18 protein-coding genes and 1 pseudogene are annotated in these 19055 nt (G+C 29.4%); 3 read left to right on the top strand and 16 right to left on the bottom strand.

What is annotated here, in order from left to right; genetic code table 11:
• From NR218_RS09970 to NR218_RS09955, 4 genes and pseudogenes are all read right to left on the bottom strand, one after another.
• A pseudogene (locus NR218_RS09970) lies at positions 1-371 on the bottom strand (helix-turn-helix domain-containing protein); the annotation flags it as partial.
• Between the two features lie 176 nt (positions 372-547).
• Complete coding sequence (locus NR218_RS09965; protein ID WP_048761307.1) at positions 548-1768, bottom strand: sugar efflux transporter; 1221 nt, start codon at positions 1766-1768, stop codon at positions 548-550.
• A gap of 46 nt (positions 1769-1814) precedes the next feature.
• Positions 1815-2669: a LysR family transcriptional regulator gene (locus tag NR218_RS09960; RefSeq protein WP_017175987.1), complete on the bottom strand. Its 855-nt coding sequence runs from the start codon at positions 2667-2669 to the stop codon at positions 1815-1817.
• 91 nt (positions 2670-2760) lie between these two features.
• On the bottom strand, positions 2761-3318 hold the full coding sequence (locus NR218_RS09955; RefSeq protein ID WP_017175988.1) for a DUF402 domain-containing protein: 558 nt from the start codon (positions 3316-3318) through the stop codon (positions 2761-2763).
• A 214-nt stretch (positions 3319-3532) separates the two neighbouring features.
• Between NR218_RS09955 and NR218_RS09950 the strand changes: the two genes are divergently transcribed.
• Positions 3533-4636, top strand: coding sequence for a 5-methyltetrahydropteroyltriglutamate--homocysteine S-methyltransferase (locus NR218_RS09950; protein ID WP_048761305.1), 1104 nt, complete (start codon positions 3533-3535; stop codon positions 4634-4636).
• Between the two features lie 93 nt (positions 4637-4729).
• Here the strand turns inward: NR218_RS09950 and NR218_RS09945 are convergent, their stop codons facing one another.
• The 5 genes from NR218_RS09945 to NR218_RS09925 all read right to left on the bottom strand — a co-directional run bounded on the left by NR218_RS09945 (position 4730) and on the right by NR218_RS09925 (position 9699).
• The gene (locus NR218_RS09945) at positions 4730-5221 is read right to left on the bottom strand and encodes a cupin domain-containing protein (protein WP_265883365.1); all 492 of its coding nucleotides are present in this window, start codon (positions 5219-5221) and stop codon (positions 4730-4732) included.
• Positions 5221-5937, bottom strand: coding sequence for a YebC/PmpR family DNA-binding transcriptional regulator (locus NR218_RS09940; RefSeq protein ID WP_017175992.1), 717 nt, complete (start codon positions 5935-5937; stop codon positions 5221-5223). The genes NR218_RS09945 and NR218_RS09940 overlap by 1 nt, the downstream gene beginning before the upstream one ends.
• Positions 5938-6080: 143 nt before the next feature.
• Entirely contained in the window at positions 6081-6440 is a 360-nt protein-coding gene (locus tag NR218_RS09935; protein ID WP_017175993.1) for a transcriptional regulator, SarA/Rot family, read from the bottom strand.
• 149 nt (positions 6441-6589) lie between these two features.
• Positions 6590-8728: a helix-turn-helix transcriptional regulator gene (locus NR218_RS09930; protein ID WP_049417352.1), complete on the bottom strand. Its 2139-nt coding sequence runs from the start codon at positions 8726-8728 to the stop codon at positions 6590-6592.
• 302 nt (positions 8729-9030) lie between these two features.
• Positions 9031-9699 (bottom strand): Bax inhibitor-1 family protein, encoded by a 669-nt coding sequence (locus tag NR218_RS09925; RefSeq protein WP_017175995.1) that lies wholly within the window; start codon positions 9697-9699, stop codon positions 9031-9033.
• 445 nt (positions 9700-10144) lie between these two features.
• On the opposite strand from NR218_RS09925, the gene NR218_RS09920 reads away from it, so the two are divergent.
• Positions 10145-10927, top strand: a complete 783-nt coding sequence (locus NR218_RS09920; protein WP_017175996.1) for a CHAP domain-containing protein — start codon at positions 10145-10147, stop codon at positions 10925-10927.
• A gap of 69 nt (positions 10928-10996) precedes the next feature.
• Here NR218_RS09920 and NR218_RS09915 read toward each other — a convergent pair whose 3' ends face one another.
• The 7 genes from NR218_RS09915 to NR218_RS09885 all read right to left on the bottom strand — a co-directional run bounded on the left by NR218_RS09915 (position 10997) and on the right by NR218_RS09885 (position 18434).
• Entirely contained in the window at positions 10997-12001 is a 1005-nt protein-coding gene (locus tag NR218_RS09915) for an inorganic phosphate transporter (protein ID WP_017175997.1), read from the bottom strand.
• A gap of 14 nt (positions 12002-12015) precedes the next feature.
• Entirely contained in the window at positions 12016-12633 is a 618-nt protein-coding gene (locus tag NR218_RS09910) for a DUF47 domain-containing protein (protein WP_002449132.1), read from the bottom strand.
• 261 nt (positions 12634-12894) lie between these two features.
• Positions 12895-14784: an FtsX-like permease family protein gene (locus NR218_RS09905; protein WP_017175998.1), complete on the bottom strand. Its 1890-nt coding sequence runs from the start codon at positions 14782-14784 to the stop codon at positions 12895-12897.
• Positions 14774-15535 (bottom strand): ABC transporter ATP-binding protein, encoded by a 762-nt coding sequence (locus NR218_RS09900; RefSeq protein WP_017175999.1) that lies wholly within the window; start codon positions 15533-15535, stop codon positions 14774-14776. Before NR218_RS09900 ends, NR218_RS09905 begins: the two co-directional genes overlap by 11 nt.
• Positions 15536-15788: 253 nt before the next feature.
• The gene (locus tag NR218_RS09895) at positions 15789-16829 is read right to left on the bottom strand and encodes a sensor histidine kinase (protein ID WP_048683078.1); all 1041 of its coding nucleotides are present in this window, start codon (positions 16827-16829) and stop codon (positions 15789-15791) included.
• Positions 16822-17496, bottom strand: coding sequence for a response regulator transcription factor GraR/ApsR (gene graR, locus NR218_RS09890; RefSeq protein ID WP_017176001.1), 675 nt, complete (start codon positions 17494-17496; stop codon positions 16822-16824). The genes NR218_RS09895 and graR overlap by 8 nt, the downstream gene beginning before the upstream one ends.
• 14 nt (positions 17497-17510) lie before the next feature.
• Positions 17511-18434 carry an NAD(P)H-binding protein gene (locus tag NR218_RS09885; protein WP_017176002.1) on the bottom strand — a complete coding sequence of 308 codons (924 nt, stop codon included), beginning with the start codon at positions 18432-18434 and terminating at the stop codon, positions 17511-17513.
• A gap of 93 nt (positions 18435-18527) precedes the next feature.
• Here NR218_RS09885 and NR218_RS09880 point away from each other — a divergent pair, with 93 nt between their 5' ends.
• Entirely contained in the window at positions 18528-19034 is a 507-nt protein-coding gene (locus NR218_RS09880; RefSeq protein ID WP_017176003.1) for a GNAT family N-acetyltransferase, read from the top strand.
• The last annotated feature ends 21 nt before the right edge of the window (positions 19035-19055 follow it).

The following is a 19055-nucleotide window of genomic DNA, read 5'->3' as shown; positions in this document are numbered from 1 at the left end:
TTCTAGTATCAATTTGATTGAATAGTTTCCTTTTAATTGTTCCACTAAATCTATGACTACTGTTGGTACCACTTCCTTTCCAATGCCTTGTACTTTTTTAAAATATCCAATTCTATATCTTTTCTCTTATTTTCTAATTTTAATTGTTCTACTTCTGACAGCTCTTCTAATCCTTTACCGTAGGTATATTGTTTACCAACGTGTTGTGAAAATCTATAACTTTCCCCATTTCGATACCATCGCCACCAAGTTTTCACTTGTGTTCTATTTCTAATATTTAATTCTTCCATAATTTCTTTTGTTGAAAATCCTGCTGCTTTCATTTCAACAGCTTTATACTTTGTTTCTACTGAATAAGCAACTCTTTTCATAGAAAAAACACCTCCGCATGATTCATTTTAATATGAATTCAACGAAAGTGTTTTTATATAATTCCCACTAATTGGGGTCAGTCCACTATTATTTCAATAGAAAAAGTGGTCTTTTTCATTTGTCGAAGGATTTAAAGTCCCAGACTTTTATTTTCATACATAATCATTTCTTTTAATTATTGTATATTCATAGTTGAGGATGTAAACTTTTGATCTTTAGTGAACAATATTAAAATCATACCAATAAAAATAGATAAGGCAGAAACATAAAAAACGTTTTCTAATCCAACCCAATGACTCATTACGCCACCTAATAAATTTCCACATAATTGTCCTATTACCATTGCATTAGCAAATAAAGTCGACGCATAACCAGGAAAGTCAGGTAGTATATCTTGGAAATAACTAATACCCAGTCCTAATAAAATCGCTAAATAAAATGCTAAAAATACTTGTCCTATCATCATCATATATATATTTTCAAATATACCAATACTAAAATAAAATAGACCACCACTTATGGCTCCTAGTATAAGCAAAGTGCGTGTAGATAATTTAGATGCTAAAATCCCCAATATAACCATAAAAGGCACCTCTAAGCCGGCACATAAACTTGCTAAAGTACCTACATAACCTTCTCGTTCTTTCAAATATTCTGTAACGAATAGTGGCATATTCATTGTATACATCCACTGACCAATATGTAGAAGTATAAAAGCAATAAATGGAATAAATAAAGTTTTATCTTTTAACATATTAGGTGCAGTTATTTCAATACTAGCAGTATCTTTAACTTGTTCGTTTATAGTCAGATTTAAATCTTTATAAAAGAATATTTGTAACAATAGCGTAAATAATAAAATGATAACCGTGCCACCAAATAGCCCTGCGTAGCCCATAAATTGAATGAGATATGCACCAATGAGTGGACCAAATAAAAAGCCAAAAGAGAACATTGATCTTAATACAGTATTAGCAAATTTCGCATTATTTCTTGATGAAGACGCATTAATAGATTCTCTAGCGGATGCATATAATTGGGGCATTGCAGGTGCGAATAATCCTTGAAATATCGCATATACTATAATAAATAGCCATATATGATGGATGTAAAAATATATAGAAAAACTAAGTGCTCCCATAAATAGTGCACAAATAATAAGTATTTTCCGATTAAGATGATGTGTATCTGAAAATCTAGCGACAATCGCATTTACAGTAAATTGACTGACTGCAGCCAAAGCTAAAAGAACACCAAACTGATTTGTCGACATTCCTAGTTCTTTTGTTGCGAATAAAACAAAGTATGGCACTGTAATGGCAATACCCATTCCTAAGAGCATCATATTAATAAGAAATAATTTATAGTTTTTAATATGCAATAGTGCTGAAAACATATACTATACCTCTATTCTTCTTTTAAATTGCAATATTGATTAACTATTATTTAGTAAAATTAAGCATTAAAGAAACAAAAGCATCAACTTGTGGTAGTTGCAATATACTACTATCATAACTCATATACGTTGAGCGGATTAACGGAAGACCATCAATGTTGACTTTTTCAAATTCAAATACGTGATGATCAATATTCTTCATCATTATTTCTGGAAGAATAGTTACTCCTACACCACTTATTAGCATTTCTTTACATGTTGCCACTTGATCTACTGTAATGGTAGCATGATAATCTTGTCCAAATTTTTCACTATACCAATGATTAATTTGATTGATATATATTGGATCTGCTTGAAATTCAATAAATGGTAACTTTGACACATCTTCATGACGTTCTTTTGGATAAATAAAATAATGTTCATCATCAAATAAATGGATATTTTTTAAATTCATTACTTTATTCCCTCTAGTAATTAGAAGGTGATAATCTCTATGATTAGATCTAATTTGCTCTGTTGAACCCACTTGAACTTGTATTTCTACATTAGGAAATTGTGTATTATACAAACTCAATACACGGGGCAATATTGTTTGTCCAATTAAAGATGAACATCCTATAGATATGGTTCCATTTACTTCCCCTATATGTGCTTGTATTTTATCGAAAAACATTTTTTCTCGATTCAACATATCACGTGCATGTTCGATGATCATTGCACCTTCTGTAGTAGTAATTAATTGTTTTTTAGTACGAATAAATATTTCTACTCCAAACGCATGTTCAATTGCTTTTAAGCGTTGCGTGACTGCTGGTTGTGATATATATAAAATTTCAGCAGCTTTTCTTAACGTTTTCGTTTCATCTAATGTAATTAGTAATTGATAATCTTCAATTTTCATAGCTTCCCCCTATGTTTATCCACGAATACGGCTATGATGGTAAATAAAATTGATACTATTTCATTATTGTTTTAGTATTAAAGAAATATAATTACGCTTTCTTATGCTTATTTAATTTACCTATCATCTTTTTATAACAATGCATAATTCGATGATGTATCTCTGCAAAATTGTCCTCAATCTCAATCATCAATTGATGAGCGATAATATAGGCTTCATGGTATTGTTTCTTCGTAATTTGTCCATTTTTTAAAGCTAGTTCTAAATCATGTTCATCTACTAACTCATATTCACCAGTGGATGGTAAAACCAGCACATCTAAAAATAAATCTAATGTTCTCGCGTTCCCTTTTTGAGTAATATTTTTAATGTTAATATCAAAATAGTACTCTAATGGATTCCCCTTATCATCAAACATTGCAGTAATACTATAGCGTTTTTTTTCTGGCAAAATTTGTAACCATTTATAGTTATTATCTACTACAACTACATTTTGATCGACCACCGTCACCTCTAAAGGCTCACGCACCTTTTTCATCGTGACCAAGCCAATAATACCTTTAAACCTATTATTATTTACCTTAACTTCTATGTAATCACGTTCAATTAGGCGACGCCAGTGACGTTTATCTATGTATTTAATTTTCATAAAGCCACCAACTCCTTGTCATTATTATATTAAACTAAGTAAACCATGTCATCTTATGGCATGCTTTATTACTTTTAGCATATAAATTTATTAATTTTTCAATTTCATTTTACTACAACTATTAAATTTTTAGGTAAAATTGACAAAAACACTAAGGTTTGATAGTTTTATTCTATATTATCTGAAAATTCTAAATAAAAGGAGCGTTTTATATATGACAGTTAGACCTTTTCGAGCAGATCACGTGGGAAGTTTATTACGTCCTAAACGCCTAAAAGAAGCGAGATTTAAATTTAATAATAACGAATTATCTTTAGAAGAATTAACACGTATTGAAGATGAAGAAATCGAACGTATTATTGAAAAACAAATTGAGATTGGTTTACATAGCATTACAGATGGAGAATTTCGTAGAAGTTGGTGGCACTTTGATTTTCTAGAGAATATTAATGGCGTAGAAGGATATACTCCTGACCACGGATTAGAATTTGAAGGTGTAGAAACACGTGCACATAATGTGAGAATTGTGGACAAAGTATCATTTAATCCAAATCATCCACACTTTGAACACTTTAAGTTTTTATATAAAAAAGTGGCTGGTCGCGCAACTGCTAAAGTATCAATACCTAGTCCAAATCAATTATTCCACCCTAATATTTTAAATGAAACGATTTACCCTAATATAGAAGATTTTGCAAATGATATTGCCAAAGTTTATCATGAAACGCTACAAGCATTTTATGACTTAGGAGCGCGCTATATTCAATTAGATGACGTATACTGGGCTGGTTTAACTGACGGTACTCAAAAAGTGAGAGGTCGTCAACGCTCTGAAGATGAAAAACTAAAAGCACGTGATTTAGCCTATAAAGTGATTAATAAAGCTATCGAAGGACTGCCAAATGATTTAATTCTGACTACTCATATTTGTCGTGGTAACTATAAATCAACTTGGGCAATTTCTGGAGGATATGAAGCCATCGCCCCTTACCTATTTAAAGAAAATTTAAATGGTTTCTTTTTAGAGTATGATGATGAACGTTCAGGTGATTTCGAACCGCTTCGTTTCTTTAATGACAATGCTTATGCAGTTCTAGGACTTATCACCTCTAAAACAGGTGAATTGGAAAATAAAGAAACAATTAAAAAAAGAATTAAAGAAGCAGAACAATATGTAAATATTGACCATATCTGTATTAGTCCACAATGTGGTTTTGCTTCTACAGAAGAAGGGAACGCTCTAACTGAACAAGAGCAATGGAACAAATTAGCTTATGTTGTAGAATTAGCTAATGAACTTTTTGGCACGGCTGAATAGAAACATGTCAGCAATGGTGTCCTCTACCTCTTTTTAAAAAAGACACTTCATTCATGTAGTTATACTTAACTAGATGAATGAAGTGTCTAATTATTAATACTCAATGTTTTTCAATGCATATTTTTGAATCATTCGGCGATATTGTGGATATACTTCTGTCAACTCATCTTGTGTGAATAATTCAAAATACTTAAATTCAAATGCAGGTTGACACATACAGCCTACTAAACTATAACCTTCCGAATGAGGTACACTCGAAGCAAAAATGGTTCCTTTGGGAACAACATATTGTAGCACTTCTCCATGGTCTACATTTGGACCTAACAAGACACTACGATACTGGCCATCTTCAGTTAACATATGTATCTCTAGTGATACACCAGCATGATAATACCATACTTCATCAGCATCTATACGATGAAAATGCGAGATATCATCTGCTTTTAATAAGAAAAGTATACTACTAAAAGAGGCCCTTTCATCTTTCTTTATACCCTCTGGTCGAATAGTTTCTTTATAATATCCACCTTCTGGATGAGATTCCAAGTCTAACGATTGTATCCAAAACGAAGCCGTGTATTTCATTATTTTAAGTCCACATTATGGAAAACATTTTGAACATCTTCTAAATCTTCAAGTGCATCAATAAGTTTTTCAAGTGTTGCTTGATCATCTGCTGAAAGTTCAATGTCAGTCTGAGGTAACATTTCAAACTCTGCAATTTTAAAGTCTTCTACACCTGATTGACGTAGTGCATCTTGTACTTGTGCAAATTGATCAGGTTCTGCATACACAATCGTCAAGCCATCTTCTTCAATAACGTCTCTTACATCTACATCTTGTTCCATCAATGTTTCTAGGACGTCATCGGCAGATTTCCCTTCGATACCAAACGTTGCAGTATGGTCAAACATATAAGCTACTGAACCAGATACACCCATATTACCACCATTTTTTCCAAATGCTGCTCTAACATCTGATGCTGTACGATTCACGTTATTAGTTAAGGCATCTACAATAATCATGGAGCCACTTGGACCAAATCCTTCATAACGTAGATGGTCATAATTTTCATCTCCACCACCTTTAGCTTTATCAATGGCTCTATCTATAATATGATTTGGAACAGAATATGTTTTTGCTCTTTCTAGCACAAGTCTTAATGCTTGATTTGATTCAGGATCTGGCTCCCCTGATTTAGCCGCTACATAAATTTCTTTACCAAATTTTGCATATATTCTACTAGTATTTTTATCTTTTTGGGCTTTTTTTTCTTTAATATTATTCCATTTACGTCCCATATTGTCATCTCGCTTTCTTACTCAATACTACTTATTATATAGTATTAATAATTTATTGTCTAAATTGAAAAAATGTTACTTCTTTAAAAAAAATAAAATACTGACAAAGCATCCCCCTGTCAGTACTCTCCCAATTCATTTAGTTAATTACTTAAAAATCTTTCTACATCATTAAATAAAGCATTAAATTGATCAATATTAGATTTGTTCATATAGATAAAAATTTTACGTTCATCTTCTGTTGATCGAACCTTACTTAATTTCTCTTTTTCTATTAGTCTGCGTATAGAAACAAGTAATTTTGTTCTACTTAATTCTAGTTCTTCAATTGCAACTTTTAAGAATGTTTGCATTAAAATTTGATCGTCTGCTGTGTATTCATAAGCTAATTTTAATAAAGCTAAATCATTTAAGGTTAGTTTGTATTCTTTGTCTATATATCCAGACAACGCTTTATATTGTTTATAGATTTTCAGCAAGCGATTTAATTCATCGTTACTCAAGCATTTGCACCTCCAATAAAAGCGAACAATTCAACATATATTATCCTTTAATTTTGGAGTTCTGTCTTTTGCATTTGTTTTGAATTTTTTGTTAAATTTACCAACAAACTCAAATATTGTTGCGCAAAACTTTTTTGAGATGAAATTTATTATTTATATATCTCAATTATATAAAGCCCGTTATAATCAAGTTTAATTTGTAATGCCTCTTTATTAAAGTCATGTTCTCTAATTTTAAAAGAAGAATGTAATAAATGATTTACTTTCTTCAAGAATGTTTTAGACCATTGATAACGATTACGTATGTCTTCAGTAATAATATGATTAATATTGCCATTATAATCATCAATCTTTTGAATTTTTATAAGATGATTTTTATTTGTCTTATGTTTAAAATCTACATATATATCAGTTTTTTCATAATTAGCATTTCGTGATTCACTTTCTAGAACACGCCAATCATATATAAATAGTATGAATTTATTTTCTTTTTCAATCACTATATAGTGATCTTTAATGTATTTTGGTTCCTGACTAAGCGTCATGATATATGCCATCATTGTCCCTAATATTGTTTTAAAACCTTTTTCATCAAAAAGATGTAAAGCATTAAATTGATGACTATCCTGTCTAAAATTGAAACCAATACCATCAAAGTGTTGAGCTGATTTAATGTTTGTTTCTACAATTAACGGGGCACTACTATTTAAGTCATTATATTCACTATTTAAAAACGCATGATTTTCAACGTTTAAAAATATGATTCTTTGATTTTCTAAATCAATGTGATTTAAAATTTCACGTATATTTTGATATCGTAATATATTCTTTACTAATAAACGATTATTATCTTCTATTAAATAGGGTTGATTTAGTTTTGAATTATCAATAAACAGAAATTGGAAATTCACTCTTTTAATTTGCGATTCTAAAGTTTTAAACAAAACTGGATTATTTAGCAAGTTACTAATTTCTAATCCAAAAGAAAACCGATTTGTTTTATGTTGTATTTTTAATATCATACGATAAATGGCTTTTAAATCAATCTTTTCTAAATCAAAAACAATCCCTAATTCGTGATTTACATTTACTTCAACTTGGTTTATTTCAAGATAATCTAATACATTTTCATATGTCATTTCAAGGAAGTCAATTAGATTTAAATCCTCAAGTTTAAAACTTATATTTAGATTTTTTCTAATAATATATTCAAATATTCGCTGAAGTTCTTTAACAGTGAAGTGTTCTTTTATTTCTTTCATATCCGCTCTTACATAAATCATTAATGACGGACTCTCGTCAAGATAATCGATATATTTCTCTAAAAATAACAGTTTTATTTCTTCAATCGTATTGATCTGTACTACACATTGATAAGGTTTAATAAACGTATCTAATTTTGAATCGATATATATTTTATGTTCTGTTTTCTTTTGATAATAATATTGTTGTGACTGAATCATATCTTTTATATTTTGTAAACTATCATCAATATGAGTTTCATAATCCATAAAAATCATTTTTTCATATTTATTACACGATCTATATTCATTTGGTGTCATTCCCATATAACTTTTGAACGTTTTAGAATAACTTGATGCATTACTAAACCCTACTTTTTCACTAATTAAACTAATCGTATCGTTTGTTTTCAATAATAATTCAAATGAATTTGCAATCTTCAAAGTGTCTACATAAGTTTTAAAACTAATATTTAACAACTGTGTAAATTGTGATGATAAATTAGATTTAGATGTAAATAGATTAGATGAAACGTCTTTTAATGTTAATTTCTTTTCAATATTTTCGTTAATATAGTCTAATACTTCACTTAACTCCCCATAATAAGCATAATTATATTGATCATTAGCAATATCTATTTCAACACTACCTTGTCTTCCAATAATTTGAACAATGTCAACTATGTATTTGTTATCTTCTGAAACAGATTTATGATTAATATGATTCATTGTTATCTGTAATAATGCTTTTTTTATTGCATTAATAGATTTAACTAAATTAATTGAATATTTATAATCAAAGAAATTAAATCCTTCTTCTTTAAACCAATCACTTGCAATATAAATCATTATTGTTTTCTCATTCTTATTAATTGAAAAAATATCTTTATTGTTTATAACGTAGATATCGTTATTAATCGTCACTTTTTTGGCAAAATGTTGAATTTCTAATGAACCTTTTATTGGGAACAGCAATATGATACCATCTTGACAACGTGTCATTTGATATTCATGCTTAGTAAGTACGTGAAAATACCCATTAGACATATACTAACCTCTTTCTAATCTTGGTAGTCCTTCTTTTAATGTGTTTATATAAAAATGCTAATTTATAAGTGTTTAAATGTAAATCTATCACAACATTAATACTAAATCAAAAATACGTATAAAATTAAATTAAGTTTAATTTTATATTAAATACATTTCATAATTATTTAAAAAAGATGCTCTATAATTGCCTTCTTACTTTAATAAAATAAACAGCTTTAGACTACTCTTTATTTAAAATGTTTTGAAAACAATGTGAGAACATCTTTTCTAAATATTCAACTTATTATAAATATGAATGTCTAGTTTTTAAAGCGATTTGCTAAATTCAATATATCTTTGATGATATTTAATAAATTAAGAAATAAATTAAAACCCATTTCTCTTGGCGTAAATCTACCATGTTTCATACGATTAAAATCAAATAATGTATATAGTAAAAACAAGACTAAACTAACCATTGTAATAACGATATGGAATATTGAATTACGAATAAATAAGCCAACTAGACTAGCAATAATAAGCGCAATTAATGTTACAAATAAATATTTACCTAAGCTAGAAGCATCATTAATGACAAAATACCCCAATATTCCAAATACAATGAACGCTATAATGGCTAACAATATATTTTTATAAAAAACGTCTGCGCCTAAATTTTGCATATACATTGAAAATGTTGCATACGATAATAAGCCAATAATAATAGCATAGATATGCGAAATAATAAGACCATATTTACGTGCTCTTTTAATAAATAACGTCGCTAATACAATAACAAATAATGTGATTGATAAAGGACGTCGCCATTCTACAGGCAAATATTGACCTAAATAACAGCCAATCCCAAAAATAAGCCAATAATATGTAAAAAATAGCCAAACTTTACGATATGCATGGTTTTGTTGAGTATTATCTTTTGAACGTGCGTTTTGATGTTGATGATTTACTAAATTTGAAGAACTCGGCATCTTATACTCCTCTTTTAAATAGTATCTTACATTAATTGTACAATATTTGTTGAGAATAAAAAAATAGTATAATTTATTTACTTTTAAGTAGGTATCTTATCAAGAAAATACAAAAATTATTACAAGTTTAAATCATTAAAAACAATTCAACTTACCTCTTACACGATACGTCCTTGCTTCAATTTTACTGTAAGAAATATTACAAATTTCTTTTTAAAGCAATTTAATTTTATCTAAATAAAACTGTTAAAAACTACTGTATCAAGGGTTTTTATCTATTTACAAAAAATCGTATTACTTTTAATCATATTACAAGATAATAACAATCCACATATTCTTATATTTTTTTGATAGTATATGCATGTGATATAAAAAGGTAAATTATACAAATTTAACAATATTAAATTCTAAAAATAAATTTTAAAATTCAAGGAGGGTACGTAGTTTGAAAAAGTTAGCTTTTACGTTATCTATTGCGTCAGGAGCTGTAGCATTTTTCTCTCATCATGCTGAAGCATCAACACAACATACTGTTCAACCTGGAGATTCTTTATGGAGTATTGCAAACAAATACAATACCACTATTGATGAGCTTAAACGAAATAATCAATTAAATGGTAATTTAATTTTTCCAGGACAAGTACTAACTATTAATGGATCGTCAACTACAACATCTACTACATCAAGTAGTTTATCAAGTAAGTCTTCTACTACTTATACTGTTCAATCTGGTGATTCACTTTCTCGTATCGCTAATAAATATGGAACTTCAGTTACTAACTTAATGAATGCAAATAATTTGAAAAATTATTTAATTTACCCTGGTCAAGTATTAAAAATTCCAAGTAGTTCGAGTACTACAAACTCATCATCTACTAATGCTTCACCAACCTTTAACCATCAAAATTTATACACTGCTGGGCAATGTACATGGTATGTGTTTAATCGTCGCGCCCAAGCTGGATTACCCATTAGTACATATTGGTCTGATGCTAAGTATTGGACTTATAATGCTGCCTCAGATGGTTATATTGTTAATCATACTCCTACTGTTGGAGCAATTATGCAATCGACTGCTGGGTATTATGGCCATGTAGCATACGTGGAGCGTGTGAATCCAGATGGTAGTATTCTAATTTCAGAAATGAATTATACATATGGCCCTTATAACACAGATACTCGTGTGATTCCTGCTTCATTAGTTTCTAACTATAACTATATTCATTAATATGATTCAAACCACAAAATAAGCTTGAGACATAAACATGTCTCAAGCTTATTTTGTGGTTATTTTACCTTAAAGAAAAATATTTAAAATCCAAAATATAATTGCTGCTAAAATAGCAGAAATTGGCAATGTAATAATCCATGTAATAATCATACGTTGAGCTGTATTCCACTTTACACCTTTTGCACGATTTGATGCACCTACACCTAAAATTGATGACGATACAACATGTGTTGTAGATAATGGAAAGTGTAATGATGAAGCAACGAAAATCGTTAATGCTGAAGATAAATCAGCAGCCGCCCCATTAGCAGGTCGTATTTTCATTATATTTCCGCCTACTGTTTTAATAATTTTCCAACCACCAATTGCAGTTCCTAGACCCATTGCTGTGGCACAAGCAATTTTAACCCATAATACTGGTTCTACATTCGATGGATCTTGTAAATTCGCTACAATCAAAGCAAGAGTAATAATACCCATTGATTTTTGAGCATCATTTGTACCATGTGAAAACGATTGAAGCGCTGCAGTAAACATTTGGAAAAAGCGGAAATTACGATTTGCTCTCGTAAGATTCGCATTTTTAAAAATAATTTTAACAATTGTATACATGATAAAACCAACACAAAATGCGATAATTGGTGAAATAATTAATACAATGATAATCTTAGTAAAACCTTGGTAATGTAATACTGTAAACCCCTGTGCAGCTATTGCAGCTCCAGCAATAGCGCCGATTAAGGCATGAGATGAAGAACTTGGTATACCATATAACCAAGTAACCAAATTCCAAACAATAGCAGCGATAATAGCCGCTAATACTACTACTAGACCATTTTGTAATTTAAATGGATCTACGATATCTTTAGTAATTGTTCCAGCTACCCCTGTAAAAGTAAGTGCACCTATAAAGTTCATAATTGCCGCTAGAAGAATAGCTGTTCTTGGTGTCAATGCACGTGTAGAAACCGCAGTAGCAATTGCATTTGCTGTATCATGAAAGCCATTGATAAAGTCAAAGACTAAAGAAAATGCAACGATAGCTATAGTGATGACTAATACATATTCCATAATTTAAAACTCCCTTAGCTATTTTTCATGATAATTGTTTCAAAGTTGTTAGCAACAGCTTGACATTTATCAGCGATATTTTCTAAGCTTTCGTAAATATCTTTAATTTTAATTAAAGTGATTGGATCGGTTTCACTATTAAAGATATGTTTAATTGATTGTCTTAATATACCATCACAATTTGTTTCAAATTCTTTAATATTAATTGAATGAATTCTCATGTGAGATAATTTTTTATCAACAAGTAAACCAACTGCTAATTTCATTTCAGCGACAGCTTTTTGAATATTGTCAACAAATTCAGCCATATATTCATCAGTATATTCAATTGAATACATTTCAAACATTCCAGATGTTTCTTCCATTGCATCAAGTACATCATCGATTGCATTACACAATGATAGAATGTCTTCTCGTTCAATAGGAGTGATAAATGTTTGATTTAAGTCGCTAATGACTTTGTGCATAAGTTCGTCACCATGTGACTCGTACGTTTTAATGTTATCAGAATAAGCTTTTAAATCTAAATGGGTATTAAAATCCATTTTCCCGAATTCTACAGCTGCACGGTCCAGATTAAATACCATTTCTTCTAATTGAACCATAAACTTATCCTTTTTCTTAGTGAACATTATAATGCCTCCATTTTAGCGATTGCTATCAATCACACGTTTATTATTTAATTTAAGACAATTTAAAAATGAGCTACATTTACAATAGCTTATTTTAAAACATTATTTAGAAAGCTTTTGTAAAATTTATGTAAATATAATGTTATACCAGTTACGATACACTTCTACTTAACGCCTAAGTTGTCTCTAATTGAAAATATCATAAATTTTTCATCTCTACAATAAATTTACAAATTCTTTACAAACTCGAAATATTCTCTCTTAAATTGAGTGATTGATCGTTCGCTTAGAATGATTATAAGCAATAAATGCAAACATACTATATACGATTGTATAAATAATCATAACGATAAAAATGGACGTTTGATTTGTGAATCCTATAAATTTCATAAATACAAGTGCTGCAAAATATGCATGAAGTAAAGCAATAGCTAAAGGTAGTCCAAAGTTAAACGCCACTTTCAATTTTAGACCTCTATCCATATCTTTTTGAGTAAAACCTAATTTACGTAATATTGAATAATTTTCTAATTCATCTTCAGTTTCATCAATTTGTTTAATATAGATAATACATCCAGTTGCTATAAGAAATGCAATACCTAAAAAAGAACTTATAAATAATAAAATTCCTGTTAAACTTGAAATTTCGCTTGCTATCTGACTTCTAGTTTTTAAATTCTGATTCATGTGATTGATAGTCTTTTCTAATCTAGGTATATCTTTTGTATGTTTTAAATCAAAACCATGTTGAGAAATGATGTCCTTATTTTTAACATGTTGTTTTATAAATTGATAATCCTCGTTATTAAGCACGAGTGTCGGTCCACCTAAATCTATACTCTCTTTAAAATAAACTTTATGAATCACTTTTCGCAGTTGAACTTTAGTATGATGTCGTTTCGTACCAATCAGTGTTGTCCCGTGTGGTCGATGTTTAGTTAATTCAGGAATAACATCTTCTGGGATAATTAAATCTGCTTGTCCTTTTTTCAAAGAAACATTTGAAAAGTAATCTTCACTTGTTACAGTCACCGAATAAGGTCTAGCTGCATTTACATCAAATAGATAATCTTTATATAAATGCGTGTACACTACTTGCTTATAATTATAGTTATATGCAATATGCTGTTGCTCTAATTGATATTTTAACTTTTCAGACAAGATGTCGTTGTTCGTTGTTACTTCATAAGGTGATTCTAATGAAATTTCTTTACTTAAAGATCCTCGACTAATTGCTGCAAAACATAGGACCGATACGGTAATAGCAGAAATAATAGAAATGATTGTTAAAGAGAAAGCATTCTTTCTAATCCTAAACATTAATGAAGAAGTGAAAATAACATCATTTACAGTTACATTTCCACTTTTAAATGATTTAATTATTTTTAATATAAGAGACACTGAACTTCTGAAAAAGAAATAAGCTCCGATCACAGTTAAAAATAAAATAATAAAAGGTAATACGATATCATCTAATAATTCAACAAATCGTGTGGATAAATAATATCCTGCCAAAATGAAAACAATACCTAAAATTCCTAGAATAATTTCTCCAAATGTAATATGTTTACCTGTTTCATCTATATATTCTTCAGACTCCATTAATTGCGTAACAGAATATTTATTTAAGAAAATGATAGCTTGAAGAATAATTAAAATATATGCAATGATTAAAATAAATAAGGTTTGAATTATAGCGTCTACACTAAAAACAAGCGAAACCGAGGTATGTATACCTAATAATTTCAATATAATCATAAGTAAAATTTTAGACCCAACAATCCCTATTATCACACCTAAAACTGCAGTGATTAAGAAAATAAACAATTGTTCTAACATAAACATATAAATAATACTTACTTTATTTAACCCCATAATCTGTAATAGTCCCAATTCGTAACTTCGTCTTTTAATAAAAAGAATATTGGTATACATAATAAAGACAACGATGATTATAAATAGAAAATAACTTCCTATTTTAGAACCCTCTCTAATCATAGATAAAGACTCATGTATATGGAGATGATGAACATATTTAATCGTAATAAAACTAAAATATAAAACGGTACTAATGACTAATGAAAACATATAAATAGCATAGTGCTTGATATTTCTTAGGAAATTTCTCCAAATAATATAGCTAAAACTCATAAATCTTGCCACCTAATATACTTTGGGCTCTTAATATTTCTTCATAAAATAATTGTTTATTATCTTGTCCTTGATAAATTTCAGTAAATATTAAGCCATCTTTCAACATTACAACACGATTAGAAAAACTTGCTGCAAGTGGATCGTGTGTAACCATAATAATAGTTACATCATAGATTTTATTTATTTTTTCAAAACGTGTGAGTAAATCCCTAGTGTTCTTAGAGTCTAAAGCGCCTGTTGGTTCATCCGCAAAAATGATTTTAGGATATGTAATAAATGCACGCGCTGCAGATGTTCGTTGACGTTGTCCCCCTGAAATTTCAGACGGATATTTGTCACTAATATCATATATATTAAGCGCTTCAGTAATTTGTCTATAACGTTTATTCATTTCTTCCTTATTTAATTTAAGTACTGATAAAGGCAACATAATATTTTCTTTTACAGTAAGTGTGTGTAATAAATTATATTCTTGAAAAATAAATCCAATATCTTTTTTTCTAATTTCTGATAGTTCCTTATTTGATAACTTTTCCAATTGTTTTCCATTTAGTATTACAGATCCTTGTGATAAATAATCAATTGAACTTAAAACATTAAGTAATGTTGTTTTACCAGATCCAGAAGGTCCCATAATTGAAACAAACTCTCCAGTTTCAATATTTAAATCAATGCCTCTTAACACTTCTTGTATCGTTTGTTTTGTCCCATATGTTTTAACAATTTGCTTTGCTTGTAATATTGTCAATTTAGAATGTCCCTCACTATCATATATTTTAACGATTGAATGATATAGATGAACCTGAGACGTCACTATAAAGTCCCAGGTTTCACTCAATGTTCTACTCACTTATTACACTAAAATGATATTTCCATAAGCTTAATTTATGTATTTACTTTAAATATTATATAAGTTTTAGTCCAAACTTTTTATAGTAAAGTCCAATATCTCCTTGCGATAAAGCGAACAATTGCACTTATATACTATTTTAACAACGTCTTTATGATAGACTTAATTTCTCTTGTGACATTCTTTCTATGACTTCGTTTTGCATAGGGAACGTTAAAATAAATGTTGTTCCTTCACCCACCGTCGACTCGACCTCTACTTCAATACCTAATGGATGTCTTACACTTTCTACTAAGTATAAACCAATTCCAGAAGAAGTTGTTTCATTACGATTTGCGGTAGAAGTATAGCCTCTTTCAAAAATACGTGGTAAATCTTTAGCACTAATCCCACGCCCATAATCAGTAATTTCTAAAGCGATATGGTCTTTTTTAGCAAACGACCGAATCACAATATCTTTTCCTTGAGAATATTTCAAAGAATTAGATAAAATCTGTCTAATCATCATGCGACACCATTTTACATCTGTAAATACTTCTGGATTCGTGTCAAATTCTAATTCATAGCCAATACCTTTAACTTGACTGATATGCCGCGTAAGTTGAATTTCTTCGATCACTAAACGTTTTAATGGTACTTTTTCGAAATACATATCTCTATTTTTAGATTCAAGACGTGTTAAATAAAGTTGCTTATCTAATAATTCATTCACTCTTGACCATTCATAAAGTAAGGCTTTCTTACGTTCCATATCTTCAACTTGATCAATTAATAATTTCATTGCTGTAACAGGTGTTTTAATATCGTGAACAAATTCAGTTAACGATTGTTCAGACGCTTGTATATGAATTTGTTGTTCAGTAGCTCTTTCTTTTTGAAACAATAATTTACGATATAAATAGTCCACCATTTCCTGTTGAAATGGATTCTCAGCTAATTCTTTATGTTTAATTTCTTCGATTTCCTTATTATTATAAAAATGTTGATATAATTTTACTTCTCTTAAAAAAGTAAAAATAAGAAATATACAAGTTAAACCTATATTTAATAAGACAATGTACGCTACACTTTCAATTGCCATATCATAGTCTATATATGCCATCCCTAAAAACACAAACTGCAAAAATATAATCCAAAATATCCAATTACTTCGTGTTTTAAGAAATAGCCAAAACCATTTCACATTACTCATGTGCCATATATCCTTTACCTACTTTTGTTTCAATTTCTGTTTCCATATCGATCTCAGATAATTTTTTTCGTAATCGATTTACATTGACTGTTAATGTGTTATCACTCACAAACGCTTCATCATCCCATAACGCTGTAATTAATGTATCTCTAGTCACAATTTGATTTTGTTTTTGAATTAACATTTCTAAAATAATCATTTCAGTTTTAGATAAATAAATGATTTTATCGCCTTTTTGAATACTATCTTTTGAAAGATCTACTAGTGCATCTTGCCAATTTAATGTACGTCTTTCTTCTGCGCCAAATTGATATACGCGTCGATAAATTGCTTGTAACTTCGCAATTAGTACGTTGGTATGAAAAGGCTTTTGCATATAATCATCTGCACCTAATTCCATACTCATCACTTGATCCATAGGATTATCACGTGACGATAAAAATAAAATAGGCACATTAGATACTTGTCTAATTTGACGACACCAATAGAATCCGTCATATTTAGGTAATTGCACATCCATTATAACGATTTCTGGTTGAACATTATGATATGTTTCCATTACGTTACTAAAATCATTGACACCATAAACAAAAAAATCCCAATTTTCTAATTCTTTCTTTAGTTGTTGAAAAAGCGTCTGATCATCTTCTACTAATAATATTTGCATGTGTTTTCATCCTATCACTTTGTATATTTCATTTTTTCTCCTGATTGCACACGTCCATTGAAATGCCTAATACGACAATCAATTTCAAACCCTCTCATAATTAAACCTTGTACGGGAGCTTGAAAAAAATAATAGAGTGGCCATAACAATTTAGGAATATAATCATATAGTTGAACAATTACTAAACGCGTTCCTTTAATTTGACGAAATTCCAATTTTCCTTGTTTTTTAGAACGTTTTTTTATAATTGAACCGCCTACTAAATTAAATGTAATTAAACTATTATCATTTACTTCTTTCTTCATTACTAATAGAGGCTTAAACTCATTACGAGTATATATTATATATCGATTTTCTATATATTTCGTGTGTAAAAATGTACCACGTGTATCATTCAGCCATTTAAAAAAATAAGCGACTAATTGTTCTAAAGACCATTTCCTAGGTAATATCATTCTTAATGCTGTCCGTATATCATTATATTTAGACACTTGTAACTCAACATTAATATGAGAGCGTTTGATATAGGTCTCAGTCGTTTCTACAGGAACACCATAGTTTTTTAAACATTGTATTGTCTCATTATCAAAGCGACTACCGCTTACGTACAAAATTTTATTTATTTTTTGTTGTGCTGCTGCTCTTGCAAAATTATCGGCTGCAATGAGATTTAAATCACGTGCAGTTGCTTGAGTAAGCTTGGCAGAATTTTTATTAGGATCTAAATAAAATACTGCAATATTCATACCTGACATTGCTGATTTAACATCTTCATAATTATAAATATCTTTTTTTAGCCATTTTATATTATGATTAAACTCTTTTTTTGTATTTGGATATTTAGATAAAGCAAACAAATTTGCATCATTTTCTATCGCACTGCTAATATTCTTACCTATATAACCACTACCACCCGCTAATAATACATTAGGTTTCATTATTCTGTTACTCCTTTTTAAAATTCTAAATATGTATATTTTTTAAATAATTGGTATAATATATGTTATATTACTATCTCAGGAGGAAGCCGAATGGCTCATATTATTCGTGAAATTAGTATAAAAGATACTGAAGCTTTGACAACATTATTAACTAAAATATATGATGAATCTGATTATACACTTTATAATCCTGGAGAATTTAATCCTAGTGTTTCTTCTATTAGTAATCTTCTAGAGCGTGTTATCACTTCTCCGAGAAATACCATATATGTAGCTGAAGAAGATGATCAACTCGTTGGATGTATATTCGTCACTACTGAAAAATACGAACGTACACAACACGAAGCAATCATTACACTTGGTGTTACTAAATTTTATCAAAAAAAAGGTATTGGACTTGCTTTAATTAATGCTGTTGAAGCTTGGGCTCTTAACCATAATATTAAACGTCTTCAAGCTTCAGTCGTTCCTGAAAATACACACGCACTCATGCTACTTAAAGGCGCTGGATTTAATATTGAAGGCGAACTTAAAAATAAATTACTGATCAACAATCAATATTTTAATAAATATATTATGGCTAAATTACTACTTTAATTACAATATGTATTATACGCT

The sequence above is a fragment of the Staphylococcus sp. SUC_1.2 genome, from assembly GCF_026222585.1.
Note: the sequence above shows the minus strand (reverse complement) of the source record. Positions and strands in the feature narration are given on the sequence as shown.